Source organism: Brevibacterium sp. RIT 803, from assembly GCF_016892625.1.
In the GTDB taxonomy this organism is placed as follows: domain Bacteria; phylum Actinomycetota; class Actinomycetes; order Actinomycetales; family Brevibacteriaceae; genus Brevibacterium.
The window spans coordinates 66,332-84,092 of sequence record NZ_JAFEMW010000002.1; the positions used below are offsets into that span (position 1 = coordinate 66,332).

Annotated in this window: 17 protein-coding genes and 2 tRNA genes; 10 read left to right on the forward strand and 9 right to left on the reverse strand. The window is 62.9% G+C overall.

Annotated features, from left to right (window positions below; genetic code table 11):
• Positions 1–152 precede the first annotated feature (152 nt).
• Both JTF07_RS07580 and JTF07_RS07585 read left to right on the forward strand, forming a co-directional pair.
• Positions 153–347 (forward strand): hypothetical protein, encoded by a 195-nt coding sequence (locus tag JTF07_RS07580; RefSeq protein WP_204233694.1) that lies wholly within the window; start codon positions 153–155, stop codon positions 345–347.
• Positions 348–515: 168 nt separating this feature from the next.
• Positions 516–588 (forward strand) — tRNA-Ala (locus JTF07_RS07585).
• A gap of 63 nt (positions 589–651) precedes the next feature.
• Here the strand turns inward: JTF07_RS07585 and JTF07_RS07590 are convergent.
• From JTF07_RS07590 to yczR, 5 genes are read right to left on the reverse strand one after another with little or no spacing between them, the layout of a single operon-like run.
• The gene (locus JTF07_RS07590) at positions 652–1,179 is read right to left on the reverse strand and encodes a methylated-DNA--[protein]-cysteine S-methyltransferase (RefSeq protein WP_353843908.1); all 528 of its coding nucleotides are present in this window, start codon (positions 1,177–1,179) and stop codon (positions 652–654) included.
• Positions 1,180–1,210: 31 nt separating this feature from the next.
• Positions 1,211–2,665, reverse strand: a complete 1,455-nt coding sequence (locus tag JTF07_RS07595) for a DNA-3-methyladenine glycosylase 2 family protein (protein WP_204233695.1) — start codon at positions 2,663–2,665, stop codon at positions 1,211–1,213.
• Between the two features lie 32 nt (positions 2,666–2,697).
• On the reverse strand, positions 2,698–3,666 hold the full coding sequence (locus JTF07_RS07600; protein WP_204233696.1) for an arsenic resistance protein: 969 nt from the start codon (positions 3,664–3,666) through the stop codon (positions 2,698–2,700).
• Positions 3,667–3,676: 10 nt separating this feature from the next.
• Complete coding sequence (locus tag JTF07_RS07605; protein ID WP_204233697.1) at positions 3,677–4,468, reverse strand: YggS family pyridoxal phosphate-dependent enzyme; 792 nt, start codon at positions 4,466–4,468, stop codon at positions 3,677–3,679.
• Positions 4,469–4,491: 23 nt separating this feature from the next.
• Positions 4,492–5,943: a MocR-like transcription factor YczR gene (yczR, locus tag JTF07_RS07610; protein WP_252199614.1), complete on the reverse strand. Its 1,452-nt coding sequence runs from the start codon at positions 5,941–5,943 to the stop codon at positions 4,492–4,494.
• A 136-nt stretch (positions 5,944–6,079) separates the two neighbouring features.
• Between yczR and yczE the strand changes: the two genes are divergently transcribed.
• Entirely contained in the window at positions 6,080–6,751 is a 672-nt protein-coding gene (gene yczE / locus JTF07_RS07615) for a membrane protein YczE (protein WP_204233698.1), read from the forward strand.
• 63 nt (positions 6,752–6,814) lie between these two features.
• Here the strand turns inward: yczE and JTF07_RS07620 are convergent, their stop codons facing one another.
• A complete protein-coding gene (locus JTF07_RS07620; protein ID WP_204233699.1) occupies positions 6,815–8,188 on the reverse strand; it encodes a pyridoxal phosphate-dependent decarboxylase family protein in 1,374 nt (457 codons plus the stop codon).
• 190 nt (positions 8,189–8,378) lie between these two features.
• Here JTF07_RS07620 and JTF07_RS07625 point away from each other — a divergent pair, with 190 nt between their 5' ends.
• From JTF07_RS07625 to helR, 5 genes are all read left to right on the forward strand, one after another.
• Positions 8,379–9,269, forward strand: a complete 891-nt coding sequence (locus tag JTF07_RS07625) for a TetR family transcriptional regulator C-terminal domain-containing protein (RefSeq protein ID WP_204233700.1) — start codon at positions 8,379–8,381, stop codon at positions 9,267–9,269.
• Entirely contained in the window at positions 9,266–10,177 is a 912-nt protein-coding gene (locus JTF07_RS07630) for a beta-keto acid cleavage family enzyme (protein WP_204233701.1), read from the forward strand. The genes JTF07_RS07625 and JTF07_RS07630 overlap by 4 nt, the downstream gene beginning before the upstream one ends.
• A complete protein-coding gene (locus tag JTF07_RS20855) occupies positions 10,174–11,688 on the forward strand; it encodes a 3-hydroxyacyl-CoA dehydrogenase NAD-binding domain-containing protein (RefSeq protein WP_204233702.1) in 1,515 nt (504 codons plus the stop codon). The genes JTF07_RS07630 and JTF07_RS20855 overlap by 4 nt, the downstream gene beginning before the upstream one ends.
• A 76-nt stretch (positions 11,689–11,764) precedes the next feature.
• Positions 11,765–12,316 carry a YdeI/OmpD-associated family protein gene (locus JTF07_RS07640; RefSeq protein ID WP_204233703.1) on the forward strand — a complete coding sequence of 184 codons (552 nt, stop codon included), beginning with the start codon at positions 11,765–11,767 and terminating at the stop codon, positions 12,314–12,316.
• 265 nt (positions 12,317–12,581) lie between these two features.
• On the forward strand, positions 12,582–14,726 hold the full coding sequence (gene helR, locus JTF07_RS07645) for an RNA polymerase recycling motor ATPase HelR (RefSeq protein WP_204233704.1): 2,145 nt from the start codon (positions 12,582–12,584) through the stop codon (positions 14,724–14,726).
• A 3-nt stretch (positions 14,727–14,729) separates the two neighbouring features.
• Here helR and JTF07_RS07650 read toward each other — a convergent pair whose 3' ends face one another.
• Both JTF07_RS07650 and JTF07_RS07655 read right to left on the reverse strand, forming a co-directional pair.
• Positions 14,730–15,077, reverse strand: a complete 348-nt coding sequence (locus JTF07_RS07650) for a DoxX family protein (protein WP_204233705.1) — start codon at positions 15,075–15,077, stop codon at positions 14,730–14,732.
• 95 nt (positions 15,078–15,172) lie between these two features.
• Positions 15,173–15,245: transfer RNA gene (locus JTF07_RS07655), tRNA-Ala, on the reverse strand.
• Positions 15,246–15,373: 128 nt separating this feature from the next.
• Between JTF07_RS07655 and JTF07_RS07660 the strand changes: the two genes are divergently transcribed.
• Positions 15,374–16,582: an NAD(P)/FAD-dependent oxidoreductase gene (locus JTF07_RS07660; protein ID WP_204233706.1), complete on the forward strand. Its 1,209-nt coding sequence runs from the start codon at positions 15,374–15,376 to the stop codon at positions 16,580–16,582.
• A gap of 18 nt (positions 16,583–16,600) precedes the next feature.
• Positions 16,601–17,323 (forward strand): alpha-ketoglutarate-dependent dioxygenase AlkB, encoded by a 723-nt coding sequence (locus JTF07_RS07665; RefSeq protein WP_204233707.1) that lies wholly within the window; start codon positions 16,601–16,603, stop codon positions 17,321–17,323.
• A gap of 40 nt (positions 17,324–17,363) precedes the next feature.
• Here the strand turns inward: JTF07_RS07665 and JTF07_RS07670 are convergent, their stop codons facing one another.
• Entirely contained in the window at positions 17,364–17,756 is a 393-nt protein-coding gene (locus JTF07_RS07670; RefSeq protein WP_353843909.1) for a cation:proton antiporter, read from the reverse strand.
• Between the last annotated feature and the right edge of the window lie 5 nt (positions 17,757–17,761).

Below are 17,761 nucleotides of genomic sequence, written 5' to 3' on the forward strand. Positions count from 1 at the left end.
ACCCAGAAGTCGCTTTCATTCGAGTCTTCGGGCCTTTCATCAGCTCATTGTCCTCGAACATTTTCACTCACCCTCATTTGGGCATTACCCCTGCCCTAAAACATTAAGGAATCGTTTTGTCCACGGCATTCACAATCACATATCCACGGCGTGTGGCACTGAACACCGGGCTCAAGTTGATCCAATGGGCCCGCCGTCCGACTGCCGCACCAAAGGATCGCAAACAGGCTACTCACCGAGACCGTCGTCAGGCGCAGCTTCACAGACTCGCTCGAGATGAGCAGGTGAAGGAGCAGCGCGAACGCGAAGTCGCGAAGTACCTCTACTATGTTCGGCCCATGATCTGATGTTCGGTGGCGGGGACCGGGAGATCGCCTGATCCCGGCTACCGTCAGACCCCCAGGTCCCGGCCACTGCCTGACCACACCACCGGCTGACTTGACGAGTGTGGCCAGCGTCACTCCTCGCCGATTTGTCGTCCCGCGTGCACCTGAGTAATATTGATCGAGCAAGCGGGGGGTATGGCGCAGTTGGTAGCGCGTCTCCATGGCATGGAGAAGGTCAGGGGTTCGAATCCCCTTACCTCCACCGCATGAAGGGCCCGGCCTCATCACAATGAGGCCGGGCCCTTCATCTTATGCGAGGCTGCCGTCAGCGACCCGCTTCCAGGTCGAGCAGTGCCCGCTTCTTCTCTTCACCCCAGGCATAGCCGGTGAGCGCCCCATTCGCTCCGATCACTCGGTGGCAGGGAACGATGATGCTGATCGGATTCCGACCATTGGCGGCACCCACTGCGCGTGCCGCTGTCGGTCTGCAGATCCACGCAGCGAGCTCCCCGTATCCGGCGGTGACGCCGTAGGGAATCGTGGTCAGCGCCTGCCAGACTTCGCGTTGGAATTCGGTGCCTTTCGGGGCCAATGGGATGTCGAATGCGACGCGGGTTCCCGCGAAGTACTCGGCGAGCTGCTCCCCTGTCGCTGCGAACACCGTGAGTCCGTCATCGAGGGCCGGTTCGGCATCGCCGGACATTGCCAGGCGCTCAAGGATCCGATCGAAATCGTCAAGGTAAAGTCCGGTCAGGTGATCGCCGTCGGAGGTGAGGAGAATCCTCCCCAATGCCGAGTTGAGGATCGAATATCGTACCGGGTTCGCCATGGGCTGGGTCAGTGTCATCGTCATTGTGTTCTCCATTCCTGATTCGCCGTGCTGTTCATGGTTGTAGCTGGGAGTGATGGGCCCACAGCAGATGGGTGACGTAGGACCTCCACGGTCGGGCGCGGTCGAACTGTTGGATCCAGGCGGTCATGTCCGTGTCCGAACCGTTGAGCTCCTCCATGGCCTTCCTGACACCGAGGTCCGAGCTGAGAAGGACATCGGGGTCCCCCAGCGCACGCATCCGAATGTAGCCAAGGCTCCACGGACCGATTCCGGGGATGGCGAGCAGGCTGACGTTGACCTCAGTCCGATCACATCCCGGACCCAGATCGATCGAGCCGTCTGCCAGGTGTTCGCTCAGCGCTCGAAGGGTGGCGATCCTGCGGCCGGGCAGCGACCAGTGCTCGTCGGGGATCTCCGAGACTGCGGCTGCGGTGGGAAACACCCGGTCGACAGTGCCGACCCTCAGCTCATCAGGCAGCACCTGACCATAAGTGGTCACCAGACGGTTCAGATGAGTCTGCGCGGCGCTGACCGAGATCTGCTGGCCCAGGACCGTTCGAATTGCGAGTTCGACGGGGTCGCCTGTTCCTGGGGAGCGGAGGCCCGGGTACCTGTCGATGAGTGCGGACAGTCCTGCCTCGGTCAGTGTCGCTCGCACCGCAATAGGGTCCGCGTCGAGGTCGAGGATTCGCCTGGCTCTGGCGACCGCGCTTCCCAGGTCCCGGATATCGGATAAACGGAGGTGGCATTCGATGTAGTCTCCGGCACCCGGTGTCAGGCTCAGGACACCAGGTCCGTGCGCCAATCGCAGCGAACGGGTGTAGCGATCACCGCTGACGTCCTCGACTCCGGGAATCGCACGCACACTCAGATACCTGAACAGGTGAGCATGGTCGAATGGAGGCCGGTAGGCGAGGCGGACAGTGATGTCCTGTCCGGTGCGCACTTCCCCAGAGCTGCTGCGCAGATCCCGCGGAGTCGACGAATAGACGGCGCGGAAGGTGTCGTTGAATTGACGAATGCTCGAGAATCCGGCTGCGAAGGCGATCTCGCTCATCGACAAGGTCGTCGATTCGACCAGCGTGCGCGCGGTCCTGACGCGTTCGGTGCGGGCGATGGCAAGAGGCCCGACGCCGATCTCGGACTGCAGCACTCGTCCCAACTGCCGTGGGCTGTATCCCAACGCCGAGGAGAGACCGGAGATTCCCGCCCGATTGACGAGACCATCTTGGATGAGTCTCATGGCTCGGGCGGTGACATCGGCCCGAATATCCCACTCAGGCGAATTCGGGCTGGCATCGGGTCGGCACCGTTTGCAGGCCCGGAATCCGGCTTCTGCCGCTGCCGCTGCGGTCTGGTAGAAGCCGACGTTCTTGCGCAGCGGAGTTCTCGCCGGACAGGACGGACGGCAGAAGATGCCCGTTGAATGGACCGCGGTGAAGAACATTCCATCAAAGCGCCTGTCGCGTCCGGCCACTGCCTGGTAGCACTGATCTGTGGTGAGCATGTGACTATTCTGCTCGCCCGAGAACGACAATACTAGCGGTTTTCGGACACGGCGGTGTCCGGCAGGATTCGCGGGACCAGACGGACGAGGAGGAGCATGAAGACAAGCTCGACCATCGTCTGCGCGACGACGGTCGAGGGACCGATGCCGTCTGCAGTGATGGCGCGCACGATCGGGAGCATGACCAGCGAATTGCGGGTGACCGCCGTGAAGATGAGGCCTCTCCCCTGGCCCACGCTCAGAGGAAGCACCCGAGCCAGTATCGCGCCGAGGCAGGTCATGATGATCGCGAACACGACGAATGTCGCTGCGGCACCACCGAGTTCCGACAGGTGCGAAGCGATCAGGGGCACCTGCGCGGCGGCGATCGCTGCCAGGGTGAGCATCATCGTCGGCACCATCGACCTCGAGACACGCTGGACGCAGCGATCCACGGACGTCGACCTCCGAGACAGGAGACGCACGACGACCGAGGAACCCAGCGGCAGGAGGATGAAGATGACGAGGGCGGCAACGAAGGGCCCCGGCGCGATCAGTCCGACTGCTGTGGTGCCGAGAATGATCCACAGGTAGACAGGCAGGAGGATGATCTGGACGAGCATGAGCACCGGCGTCACTGCCAGCAGGCTTACGTGGTCGCCGCCGGCCAATCTGGTGAAGACGAGGACGTAGTCGATGCAGGGGGTGAGGAGAACGATGAGTACAGGCAGAATGATGGGCTGAGCAGGAGGCAGGATGATCAAGAGGCCGGCGACGATCAGCGGGACGATCAGGAAGTTGACGAGGGCGACTGCACCCAGGAACTTCATGTCTGTGAAGGAATCACGAACGGCATCGAACGGGATGTCGAGGAATGTCACGAACAGGAGCGCGATGAGGCAGGGCGTGATCGCAGCGGCGGCGAACGATGATGCCACCGGCAGGCCCAGCCCGATGACAGCACCTGTGACTATTGCGATGAGGTACCAGAGAACCTGATATCTGGTCAGTGATGTCAGCACGCGGGGGCAGTCAGCCGTTCTCAGGCCAGTAGTAGCTGTCGGGCAGTGCTCTTCTGCCGAAGATAGCCTGGCCGACACGAACGCAGTTCGCTCCTTCTTCGATGGCCACTTCGTAATCCCCTGACATGCCCATTGAGAGTTTCCCGGCACCGATCAGCTCGGGGTCGGTCTCCTGCGCCTGGTCCCGCAGAGTCCGCAGACCCTGGAAGCAGGTGCGGACACGATCGAGATCGGAGGAGAACACCGCGAGAGTCATCAGGCCCTGCACGTTCAAGGTCGGGAACTGGCGCAGTTCTCGCAGGAAGTTCAGAAGTTCTTCAGGCGGCATCCCGAACTTCGACTCTTCTGCCGAGGTGTTGACCTGAACGTAGACATCCAAGCTGCGATCCGCCGCTTCGAGACGTCGGTCCAGAGCAGCTGCGACCTTCACCCGGTCCAGAGCCTGGAATTCGGAGGCGAACTTCGCGACGTCACGTGCCTTGTTCGACTGCAGATGACCGATCACTGCCCAGTCGATGTCCAGGTCAGACATCTCGGCCGACTTCCGGAAGGCCTCCTGCACCTTGTTCTCGCCGAGTTTGCGGCAGCCGGCGGCAACAGCTTCTCGAATCCTCTCCTGCGGAACCGTTTTGCTCACTGGCAGCAGTTCGATCTCAGAGGAGTCGCGGCCGGCCCGTGCGGCTGCGGCTTCGATGCGCCGATTCACCTCGGCGATGGTGATCCGGAAGTCCTCGGCCGTCGTCGCAGTCGAATACTGTCCGTTGTGGTTGAGCCCCTCGTTCGCGGCCTGGTCCTCGTCCATATCCTCATAGTACCCAGACCGCCTCAGGCGACGATCCGCGCTCGTCCGGCCGGGACACGGTCGCTGGACTTCAGAGCATCGCCCCAGGCTGCGGCGAGGCGGGGGCCGACCTCATCCAACTGCGTCTCGGAGACGGTGTATGGCAGACGGACCCACCGGTCCAGACCTCCGGCGGGGGCGAAATTGGGTCCGGAGACCAACCCGAGCCCGTGCCTTCTCGCGGCGACGGCAAGGGCACCCGAACGGTCCTCGGGCAGGCGGCACCACAGCGCCATGCCTCCGCTGGGCACAACGACCTGCCACGTAGGAAGATGAGCGCGCACCTGAGCGGCGAGGTTGTCCCTGGCCGCACGCAGCTTGTCGCGGTATGCGCCGACGATCGTGTCATGGTCACGCATGAGTTCGACGGCGACAAGCTGCTCAAGCACGGGAGCGCCGAGGTCGAGGCTCAGACGTGTGGACGCCATCGCCTCGATGCGGTGAGCCGGAATTCGCAGCCACCCGACGCGCAGTCCGCCCCAGTAGATCTTGCTGGTGCTTCCTGCCGTGATCGAATCGGGGACGAAGGCCGCCATCGGCGTGGGTGTCGGATCTCCATCGAGCCCCAGCTCGACCAAGGACTCGTCGAAGATCGGCACCATGGAGTTGCGCCGAAGCATGGAGCCAAGTTCGGGGCGCTGCTCTTCGGGCAGAAGCGCCCCTGTGGGGTTGTGGAAGTCGGGGATCAGATAAGCCGAGCGCACACGGGTCTGGCGCGCGATGTGGTCCATGGCCTCGATGTCCCAATGGTGTCCCGCCGGTCCCACTTCGAGCGGATAGGGGATCAGAGAGGCACCGGCACCTTCCAGGGTCGCGATCGCATTCGGGTAGGTCGGACTCTCAATGAGCACCCGGCCTCGACTCTCGTTGAGTGCACGCACGGCGATCGCCACGGCGCCGAAGGCTCCCGAAGTGATGAGGATCTGATCTGGATCGGTGCGGACACCGCGAGCGGTGTAGCTCTCGGCGATGAGCTCCCTGAGGACCGGAAGCCCCGAAGGATAGTAGCCGGTACCGGGCAGATAGGCGTGGATCTGCTTGACCGCGCGTTCGTAGGCTCCCAACAGCCACGGTGGCGCCACCGAGGCGGTGCAGGTGAGGTCGATCTCCGCCTCGTCAGCTCCGGCCGGGGTCAGGAGATGATCGATGCGACCGCCCGGGACTTCGGGCATCTGGACCACGCTTCCGGAACCGCGCCGGGTGAGGACGAACCCCTGTTCGCGCAGCTTCGCAAAGGCGCGGGTGGCCGTCGTCCGAGACAGCCCGGTCGCTGCCGCGACCTCACGCTCACTGGGCAGCCTGGCCCCGACCGGGATGCGACCGTCGCCGATGGCGCGCGAGATGCCTGCCGTCAGCGAATCATAGGCTGGTCCGGGCCACGGCCCGGTGCCGATGATGCCTGCCAACCTGGGACCGCTCATCACTGCCGTGCTCATGCCAACCTCGCTGCGTCGATGCCTCGTCCACCCGACCGGTGGCGATATGACCACTTTCTTCCAATTGGATATTTTTTACAAGGCCAGTTCGAGACAAGATGGTGATACCAGTCAGAACGAACCGGAAAGACCTACGATGTCATCGACACCTGTGCCGAAGCGCGAACTCGCGAATATCGGCCCGATCCAGCAGCTCAAGAGCGGCCGACTCCCCCGTCGACTGCCGCAGCTGCTCCTCGGCCTCTACCTCTACGGCGCATCGATGGCGATGATCGTGACATCCGGGCTGGGCATGATGCCCTGGGACGTACTCCATTCGGGCATCATCAAGCACCTGCCCCTGACCTTCGGCACCATCGTCACGATCACCTCCTTCCTCGTCCTCCTCACCTGGATTCCGCTCAAGCAGCAGCCAGGACTTGGGACGCTGCTCAACGCCCTCCTCATCGGACCCTTTCTCGATCTGACGCGGCTCTTCCTGCCCCGGCCTGAGGAACTGTGGTGGAATATCGCACTCCTCGTCGGCGGCATCATCCTCAACGGCATCGCCTCGGCGATGTACATCGGTTCGCAGTTCGGCCCCGGCCCCCGCGACGGCCTGATGACAGGCCTGTCGCGAGTCACCGGCAAGTCGATCCGACTGGTGCGCACCCTCATCGAGGTCAGTGTGGTCATCGTCGGCTGGCTCCTCGGCGGCGTCTTCGGGATCGGCACCGCGCTCTATGCTCTGGGAATCGGACCGATCACGCAGTTCCTCCTGCCCACATTCACCGTCGAGCTCCGGCCGCGACCCCGGCCTCACGCCTAGGGCCTCACGCCAAGGGCTGAACACGGCCTCACGCCACGGGGCGAGCAGTCTCAGAGCGTCGAATCACTCCATCGTGTCAAGAATGTCGACGAGATCGTCGAAGGTCGTAAGCGGATTGACGATCGCGAACCTGGCGTTGGGCCGCCCCTGGTGCGAGCTGGGGACGACGAAGGCCCGCTGATCGTCCAGCAGCCTGTCCGACCACTGCTGATAGTCCTCACGCGACCAGTCGGCACGCTCGAAGACGACGACTGAGAGTTCGGGCTCGCGGACAAGTTTGAGATTCGGACGCTTCTTGATCTCTGTGCCGATCTGCATCGCCAGTTCGATCGAATGGCCGATGGCTTCGCGATAGGTCTCGGCACCGTAGCTGGCCAGGGAATACCACAACGGCAGGCCCCGTGGCCTCCGGGTCAGTTGGATGGCGTAGTCCGAAGGGCTCCACTCCTCAGCGTCGGTGAGGGTATCGAGATATTCGGCACGCTGGGTGTGCGCTCGCCGTCCCAAGGTCGGATCGCGGTAGATAAGCGCGCAGGCGTCGAACGGGGCGAAGAGCCACTTGTGCGGATCGACGATGACCGAGTCGGCGGATTCGACGCCGGCGAACTTGTGCCGCGCCAGGGGTGAGAGCATCGCAGCCAGCCCATAGGCCCCGTCGACGTGGAGCCAGAAGTCGAAGTCATCCTTGAGTGCCGCAATTCCGGCGATATCGTCGATGGTGCCGAAGTTCGTCGTCCCCGAGGTCGCGACCACAGCGATGACGGCATCGCCGTGCTCATCAAGTGCGGCCCTGACACCGTCGGGACGCAGAATGCCGTCGTCCCCGGTCGGAACCGGCTCTACGTCGACGTCCATCACAGCTGCTGCCGAGGCGACCGAGGAATGTGCCTCGGCGCTGCAAACGATGACCCAGCGCCCCGGCTTCTCCTCGCCGAGTGCGGCTTTACGCGCATCACGGGCCGCGACGAGTGCTGACAGGTTGCCGATCGTGCCTCCCTGAACGAAGACGCCGCCGGCGCTCGTCGGCAGCCCGAACTCACCGGCCAGCCAGGACAGGACCTCGTTCTCCGCATGGACGACGCCCGCTCCCTCGAGCCACGAGCCTCCGTAGAGCGCGCTAGCGGAGACCACAAGGTCGAACGCCACGGCCGCCTTCGTCGGCGCGCTCGGAATGAAGGACAGGTATTTCGGGTGGTCGGTTGTAATGCAGGCGGGAGCGAAGATGTGCTCGAAGATCGCCAGGGCGCGAGATGATCCGACACCATCCTCGGTGATGGTCGGTCCGGCCAGTCGTGTGAGTTCGGACTCGGTCGTCGGATGATCAAGTGGAGTGTCGACGGCCAAGGTGCGCCGACGCGAGTAGTCGAGGACGAGGTTGACGAGGTTTCGGGTCTCGTCGGATACGACGTGCATGCGTGAATGGAGATTGTCGTTCATGGGCCCCTCCGATGTGGGAACAGTGTCATCAGGCGATCGGTTCATCCCTTCGAGAATATCCGCTCCCCTCTGATCCCTGCGGTCTCCAGCGTACGAACATGGCAACCGATGGGGACAATCCCACTCGCAAGTATTGATTTCTCACCAGTATTACTTGCGATATGCGCATAGGGAAGATAGATTAGCGGCCATGACGGATCGCAACGCAGTCGGTGACAACGGCGCCGGTGTGACGGCCCAACGGGCCAAAGAGGCACTGCGCACCAGCGATCTGTCCCAACGATATGTGGCCGCGAGCATAGGAATCGATGAGACGAAGCTGTCGAAGTCTCTGTCGGGCCGGCGCAGATTCGGCACCGAAGAGCTCCTCGCTCTGGCCACCGCTACCGGCGTGACGGTCAGGTGGCTGCTCGGCGACGAATCGCAGGTGTCCGCGACTCCCCTGCGGTACCAGCCAGGTACTGACCGGAGCCCTGGGCCACCCCCGGACTCCTCGCCGCGCAGGCTCATCGTCGAGACGGCATGGGATCTGTTCGCCCGCCATGGTTATGAGACGGTGCGGATCGCGGACATCGCGGACGCCGCTGGGATCTCGAATGCGAGCATTCACTATTACTTCGATGGGAAGTCCGATCTCTTCGACGCAACACTCGACTATTCGGTCAAGCTCGCCTTCGACCGTCAGATCGCCTGGCTCGACAAGATTCCCAACCCACACCGCCGGCTCGAACGTCTGCTCGAACTCCAGTCGCCCATCGGCCGCACCTCACGCAGCGAGTGGTCGATCTGGCTCCAGACCTGGGCTCGGCTCGGTCTTGAGGATGCCCATACCTCTGACTACCCGGCTCACTACGAACGCTGGTCACACACCGTGCGCTCCACCATCGAGGCCGGTCAGTCCGATGGGCTCTTCCGCGCCGGGGACAGTGAGGCCATGGCCGATGAGCTGACCTCGCTGCTCGACGGCCTGGGGGTCAAGGTCCTCACCGGAATCATGGACGTGGCAACCTTCCGCCGTCGACTCTCCAGTTACCTCAAACGCGCAATCGTCAACACCAACCCTGATGAGGAGTCATCATGAATCGCAAGGTCATACTCACCTGTGCCGTCACCGGCGCCGGCGATACAGCGAACAAGAGCGAGCACGTACCCGTCACACCGCAGGAGATCGCCGATGATGCGATCGCGGCTGCTCGTGCCGGTGCGTCCGTTGTCCACATCCACGTCCGCGACCTCGACACCAAGCAGGGTTCCCGGGAGGTCGCCCACTACCGCGAGGTCGTGCGCTTGATACGTGCCTCCGACGTCGATCCCGTCATCAACCTCACCGCAGGAATGGGTGGAGATCTCGTCGTCGATCCTCAGGATCCGACCACTCACATGCCGGGCACGGATCTCGTCAATGCCCTCGAACGCCTTCCCCACGTCGAGGAGCTGCTGCCCGAGATCTGCACCCTCGACTGCGGTTCCCTGAATTTCGGCGACGGATCGAACATCTATGTGTCCACTCCTGACATGCTGCGTGAGGGGTCGAAGAAGATTCAGACGCTGGGCGTTCGACCCGAGCTCGAGATCTTCGACACCGGGAACCTGTGGTTCGCCAATGTGCTCGTCGAAGAGGGCCTCATCGATCCTCCTCCGCTCTACCAGCTGTGCATGGGAGTCCCCTACGGAGCCCCTGTCGATGCCGGGCTCCTCACGGCCATGGTGAATATGCTGCCGACCGGTGCGCAGTTCACCTCCTTCGCCATCGGCCGCAATCAGCTGCCGTGGGTTGCCCAATCCGTTCTCGCCGGAGGCCATGCCCGGGTCGGGCTTGAAGACAATCTGTATTTGGCAAAGGGGGTCAAGGCCACCAACGCTTCGCTGACCGAACGCGCTGTCGACATCATCGAGGGCCTCGGCGCAGAAGTTGCCACCCCCGACGAGACCCGCGACATCCTCGATCTGCGGGTGCAGGCGCCGACCGTGACAGGACTCGATCTGTGAGCGCGGCTGTGACTGCCCAGTCCTATCCTGACGTCGCATCCATCACCACGGTCACCTGCATCGGAGCCGGCACCATAGGAGGCGGTTGGGCCGCCTACTTTCTGGCTCAGGGATACACGGTCAGAGTCTGGGACCCGGCGCCGGATGCGGCTGAGAAGCTCACTCGCCTCATCGATGCAGCCTGGCCTGCACTGGCCGAACTCGACATGGTCGCAGGCGCGGACCGACATGCCTGGACGGTGCATACGGACCTCGCCGAGGCTCTAGCAGGGACCGGTTTCGTTCAGGAGTCGGCTCCGGAGGACCTCGAGCTCAAGCGCAGCCTCCTAGCCCGCATCGATGCCGTCTGTGACGAACACGTCGTCATCGGGTCATCCACTTCCGGTTACAGCATGACCGAGATGGCGGTCGACGCCAGGCATCCCGAGCGCCTCGTCGTCGGGCATCCGTTCAACCCGCCCTATCTCATCCCACTCGTCGAGGTCGTCGGCGGAGAGTCCACTGCCGTTACTGCCGTCGACTGGGCGGCCGAGTTCTACACCCGGATCGGGAAATCCGTGATCAGAATGGACCACGAAGTTCCCGGGTTCATCGCCAATCGGCTCCAAGAGGCGCAATGGCGAGAGGCTCTGCACATGATCGACCATGGTGAGGCCACGGTGGAACAGATCGACAGGTCGATCACCGATGGTCCCGGCCTGCGCTGGCCGTTCCAAGGACCGATGCTCACCTTCCATCTGGCCGGAGGTGAGGGCGGGATGGCACACATGCTCGACCACTTCGGTCCCTCGCTGAAATCACCCTGGACCCGTCTGGATGCTCCGGAGCTCACACAGAAGCTCCGCGATGATGTCGTGGCCGGCTGTGAAGTGGCCAGTGGTGACAAGACGATTCCTGATCTCATCGCCACGCGCGACGCCGGCATCATCGCCTTGCGCAGGCTCACGGCCGATCTCGAAGCCGTAGACGGAACACAGCGGCGGACAAGCGCGGCGGTTGCTTCCGAAGCAGAAAGAGCGTCTGCGGAGACCGAACTGAGCGGTCGAATAGAATCACGGAATCAATCGCAGCCGATCGAACTCGGGACCTATCGGACCCAGGTGGTTTCAGACTGGATTGACTACAACGGCCACATGTCGGAAGCCTTCTACGTTCTGATCTTCGGTTTCGCCACGAATCAGGTGATGGACCAGATCGGACTCGGCCAGGACCATCGTGAAGCACACTCCACCTCGCTCTACACCGTAGAATCCCACATCCGCTACCTCGCCGAGGTCGACCTCGGCGCGCAGGTGGAGGTCACACCCGCCCTCGTATCCGCAGGGTCGAAGAAGGTGCATCTGGCCTACGAGATGAGAGCCGCTGGGCAGCTCGTCGCGACCGAGGAGATCATCGCTGTGCACGTGGACCAGAATTCGGGCGCGGCTGCTCCCTTCCCCAACGGCGTCTTGGAGAGCCTCATGAAGATCGGGCATGTATCTCCTGAGTGGGTGGGACGGAAACTGGGATGAGGTTGAGGCAGGCTGATTCATCAGGCTGTCAGGAATCGAGAAGTCACGAGTGTGCCCGGAGACTATCCTGGTGATCATGAGCACGAAGCGGAGCACTCCCACAACCGTCACATTCTCCACGCAATTGGAAGTCATCAACGACAGACCGATCCTGCGCCTGCCCGCCGATGCCAGTGCGGACCTGCCCTCCCGTGGTCAGGTCGCCGCGCATGGGCAGGTAGGCGGGGTCGACGTCACCACGGTGGTCGAACCCGACGGAATGCGCGGACATTGGATCAATGTCACCGACGAGGTGCATGCACAGTTGGGTGCAGACCATGCCGACACCGTGGACGTGTCATTGACTCCGACGAAGGAATGGCCGGAGACCTCGATTCCCGAGGACTTCTCCGCAGCACTTGACGACGCACCCGATCTGACCGAAGTGTGGGCTGGGCTGACACCGATGGCGCGGTGGGAGTGGGTGCGTTGGATCCAAGCGACGAAGAACGCTGACACCCGCGCACGCCGTGTGGAAGTCGCGATCTCCAAGCTGGAGTCGGGGAAACGACGCCCCTGCTGTTTCGATCTGGCTTCCTGCACCGATCCTGAGCTGGCGAAGAGCGGGAAGCTCCTCGGCATCTCCTGACACCTTCGTTTGTCTGACCTGTCAGCAACTCTGCTTCCTCGGCACTGGGGTGATAGCTGTCGGGGCCGGGATCAGCGGTGCTGGAGTCGATGTCGGTGGCGGGATCATCGACGAAGTCGTCCCATAAGGATCGTCCGCGACGGTCTGTGGGGCGAATTCCGGCAACCCCTGCCATGATCAGAATATGCCACGGATGGGGGCTTGCCGCAAGGCCCTGGTCAAGGGGAACAATGGGGTCTTCACTCTTTTAGACAAAGGATTCCGGATGCCCTCGACCGTCTTTAATCTGCCCTCCCGACTCTCTGCCAAGAACACGCCGAAACTCATCGCGGCCGATGACGCCCATTTTGCTCGGATCTCCGGTCGCATCGACAGCGAGCTCGCCACCGTCGAGTCCCGACTCGCTGATCTCCGTCGTGCCCCTGCGGGTTCTGGCGAGGCCGCACTCGACCGAGATTCTGCCATCCACCGCCTGTCCTCCGAACTGAGTCTGCTGCACCGCTTCGCCCTCGACATATGCCTGGGGCGCATGGTGTTCGCTGATAGTGGCGAGATCGTCTACATCGGTCGGATGGGGCTGCGAGATGAAAACGGCCACAGCCTGCTCATCGATTGGCGGGCACCCCTGGCCGAACCGTTCTTCGCGGCCACCCTCGCCTCTCCGATGGGACTGTCAACACGGCGCCGCTTCCGCTGGTCGAACGGTCAGATCACGGACTATTGGGACGAAGGATTCACCTCGGCGAGCATCGATGACAACGCTGCCCTCGATGATCAGGGTGCGTTCATCGCTTCTCTGGGAGCCAGCCGATCGACCAAGATGCACGATGTCCTCTCCACCATCCAGGCCGACCAGGACTCGATCATCCGCGCCCCGGCCGACTCGCCGCTGGTCGTCGACGGTGGGCCCGGAACCGGAAAGACGGTAGTCGCCCTGCACCGTGCCGCCTACCTCCTCTACTCCGAACCCGGCATCGCCAGCAGTGGCGGCCTGCTCTTCGTCGGCCCCAATCCCGCGTATCTGTCGTATGTCGATGACGTGCTGCCGCGCCTCGGCGAGGACGGTGTGCGCCTCTGCACTCTGGACGACCTGGTCCCAGAGACCGCTGCGGCCCACGATGACGAGCGCGGCGCTCGCCTCAAAGGGAAGCTGAATCCAGGCGCAGTCATCGACCGAGCCGTGAGCATCTACGAGCAGGCTCCCACGACCGCCCTGACGATCCACACGGTGTGGGGTGAAGTCACGGTCACTCCAGGCGACTGGGTCGCGGCGTTCTCCGCGCACGATACGGACGTCGATCACAACACTGCCCGTGATCTCGTCTGGAACGAACTGCTGGACATTCTCACCGAGATCGTCGTCGAAGCCGATGAGGAGGCCGAACCAGACCAGGTCCGCGCCTTCGTCCGACAGGACTCCGATCTGCGAGAGGTCCTGACAACCGCTTGGCCGCTCCTCGACCCCTTGGACATCGTGGGTGACATCTGGACCGTCCCGGACTACCTGAGTCTCGTCGCACCCGAACTCAGCGACGAAGATGTGTCGTGGCTGCAGCGATCCGGAGCCGGAGTTTGGACGAAGGCGGACATTCCATTCATCGACGCAGCCAGGCGTCGTATCGGTGATCCTGCTGACCTGAGGCAGAGACGTCGTGCCGTGGCGGAGGCGGCTGCTGAGCAAGACCGCATGTCGGATGTCGTAGCTGATCTCGTTGCCGCTGACGACAGTGAACTGATGCAGATGCAGATGCTCAGGGGCGAGGACCTGCGAGGCGCTCTGGACAATCCGTCGGCTCGGGAGGTCCTCCCCCGTGACCGTCTCGCGGGTCCCTACGGTCACATCATCGTCGACGAAGCGCAGGAGCTCACCGACGCCCAGTGGCACATGCTCCTTGACCGGTGTCCGTCCAAGAGCTTCACCATCGTCGGCGACCCGGCACAAGCACGTCAGGGCTTCCTCCAGACCTGGGACGAGCGCTTGAGCCACCTCGGGCTCAACGTCGAGGAAGTTCACCTCAGCATCAACTACCGCACCCCCGCCGAGGTGATGAGCGAAGCGGAACCTGTGATCCGTGGGGTGATCTCGCACGCCAATGTACCGCGTTCGGTTCGCCAGTCAGGTGTCCCAGTCCGTCACATCCGCGCAGACGGAGTACCTTCCTTGGTCAGTGCGTGGTTGGGCTCTCACAGCGAGGGAATCGTCTGTGTCATCACGATGGAACCGGACTCGTGGAATGGGATCAGAGCTGAACGAGTCACCGTGATGCGGCCGGCCGAGGTCAAGGGACTGGAATTCGATCTCGTCATCCTCGTGGACCCGCAGTGCTTCGGCGCCGGTGTCCAGGGTGGGGTGGATCTTTATGTGTCAATGACCAGGGCGACGGCTGAATTGGTCACCGCTGCCCACTAGCCCTCAGTCTGAGGATTCGGCCCGACCACTGGCGATGTTCCAGGACATCCACACGAGGGGAACCTGCAGCGGCAGACGAGCCAGTGCGATCGCACGTCCCCGAGGATTGTGCCAGTGCTTCTTCACGGTGTAGATGTTTGCCGGAAAGACACCGACCATGAGCGCGGCAGAGGCCGATCCGCCCAGTCGGCGTGTGGCGGGCACAGTGAGCATCGTGGCGCAGGCGAGTTCGGCAACACCGCTGGCATAGGTCCAGACACGGGGATCGCCCAGACGGGGCGGAACGATCGAATCGAAGGTCTGGGGTCTGAGGAAGTGTGCGACACCTGCGAGGCCCAGAATTCCGGTCATGGTCAATGTCTGCAGCTTCAATCCGCGACCACCTCTGCACCTCTGGACGACCAAAATGTCTCCGTGAGACCAAGTTGTCTCTGTGACAAAACCTGTGGAGCTTAGGGGAATCGAACCCCTGACCTTTTCATTGCGAACGAAACGCTCTACCAACTGAGCTAAAGCCCCTTCGGCTCTCACTTTACGCCGAAGCCCCCATGGTGCACAAAACGGTGAAGCTGAGGTCCTCACCCCAGTTGACTCTCTGTGACTGGCGGTACAGGGTGGGAGAAATTCCCCTTCGGAAGGAGCAGGCAATGGCTCAGGAATTCGGAACTGTCATCATCGGCGCCGGAATCGGCGGCGGAACAGCCGTCGAGGCACTCCGCGACGGCGGCTACACCGCGTCGATCGCTCTCATCGGTTCCGACCCGGCGGCACCCTACTACCGTCCGGATCTGTCCAAGAAGGTCATGCTCGAAGGATCAGACCCCGCGGAATCGGCACTGCGCAGTGCGGACTGGTATCCCGCCCACGATGTGACGACGTTCTTCGGCACCACTGTCACTGAACTGGACGCGCAGAATCAGAGCATCACCCTCGACAATGGCGAGAGCCTCGTCTACGGACAGGTCATCTTGGCCACAGGCTCCACTCCGCGCGCCTTGGACGTGCCCGGCGCCGATCTGGGCAATATCCACACCCTTCGCGATGCCGGTGACGCTGTGGCCATCCGTTCGCAGTTCGGTCAGGACAATAGGGTCGTCATCATCGGAGGTGGCTGGGTCGGCCTCGAAGTCGCCGCGGCAGCACAGAACGCGGGATGCGCTGTCACCGTCGTCCTGCATTCGACTCCCCCATTGAAATCGGCCCTCGGTGCGGAGATCGGTGAGTACTTCGAAGAGCTCCACCGGTCCAACGGCATCGAGTTCGTCACCGAGGCTGACACCACCGGCTTCTCGGGCACGACGGCCGTGGAATCCGTCCAGACCAGTGCCGGTGACCTTCCTGCCGACCTGGTCGTCGTGGGAATCGGTGCAGACCCGACCATCGAACTGGCCACTGCTGCGGGCCTGGAGACCGATGACGGTGTGATCGTCGATGAGCGTATGCGCTCAAGCGATGCCAATGTCCTCGCCATCGGCGACATCGCTGCAGCGCAGAACACACTGCTGAACCAGCGTCTGCGTGTCGAACACTGGGACAACGCGGTGCGCCAGGCCGAAGTCGCCGCGTCCACCATCACCGGTGGGGACAAGGTCTACGACTGGGAACCGTACTTCTACACGGACCAGTACGATCTCGGCATGGAATACGTCGGTCACGGCAGCAGCGACGACGATGTCGTCATTCGCGGCGACAAGTCGAGCGGTGAGTTCATCGTGTTCTGGGCTCGCGGCGGTACCGTCACGGCGGCCATGAACGTCAACATCTGGGACGTCGGTGACGAGCTCCGGGCACTTATCGGCAAGAGCGTTTCTGCCGCGCGACTGCAGGACGAGTCGATCGAACTCGGCGAGTTCTGAGTTCGGAGTCGTCCTGCCATGGAGTCACTCTTCGCCGACGAGGCCTTCGACCGCCGCCCCCGCGTCATCGCACCGGGGGCGGTCTGGCTCCCTGGATTCCTCGATGAGGCGGCCCAATCCTGGATCATCAGGCAGTACGCGAAGTGGCAATCCGGGCCGGTGCCCGCTCATGCGACATCGATCGCCGGGCATCCGATGAGTGTGAGAACCATTGGCTTGGGGTGGCACTGGCAGCCTGGCCGCTACGATCGCCACGCCCGCGATGTCAATGGTCAGCGGGTGCTTTCGTTCCCGGACTGGATGACTCGTCTGGGGCGCCAAGTCGTCTCCAACGCCGCCGTGGTGGTCGCTGAGAATCCCGACTTCCCTGCTGATACCACGAGCCACTGGGGTCTTGTGCCCGAAGAGTACTGCCCGGACGTGGCTCTGGTGAACTACTACGACGATCGGGCGAAGATGGGAATGCACCAGGACAAGGACGAATCCGATCCTGCTCCAGTCGTATCACTGTCCCTTGGCGACACGTGTGTCTTCCGGTTCGGCAATACCGTCAGCCGTAACAAGCCCTACGAGGACATTCGGCTGGCTTCCGGCGATGCTTTCGTCTTCGGCGGGCCCGCCCGCTTCGCCTATCACGGGGTGACCTCCATCCGGGAGGCCACCGCGCCTGAATACGGTCGTCTGGACCACCTCGGCGGCGGCAGAATCAACATCACGATGCGCACCACAGGCAGGGAATAGACTGCCGGGGTCCCGAACTCACCAGCTGGGACCCAACCCTTCAGGCCCCGGCCCTCGGCTGATCAGGAGAATCCGGATCGTCGTCGACGACTCCCGCGGGTGGGCGGGCCAACCGGTTCGGAGCGGTCTTGCGGTACACGGGCTGTCCGGACAGCACACTGGCACGCGAGAGCGTGTTGCTGGCCACCGAGGACACGATGATCAGACACAGCACGGCGACAGCGGCCATCAGCAGAGAGCCCCAGCTGAAGCCCTCAGTGTGGATGTCATAGACGTAGACCGCGACCACGATCAGAGGCATCCCCAAACCGGTAGCCGGAGAGAATACGTTGATCCGAGACAGCGCGTCGCGGACTCGGAACATCGCAAGCGCGGAGAACAGCATGAGCAGGGACCCGCTGATCCCGAAGACACCGACCAAGGTGGTTGCCACAGCAT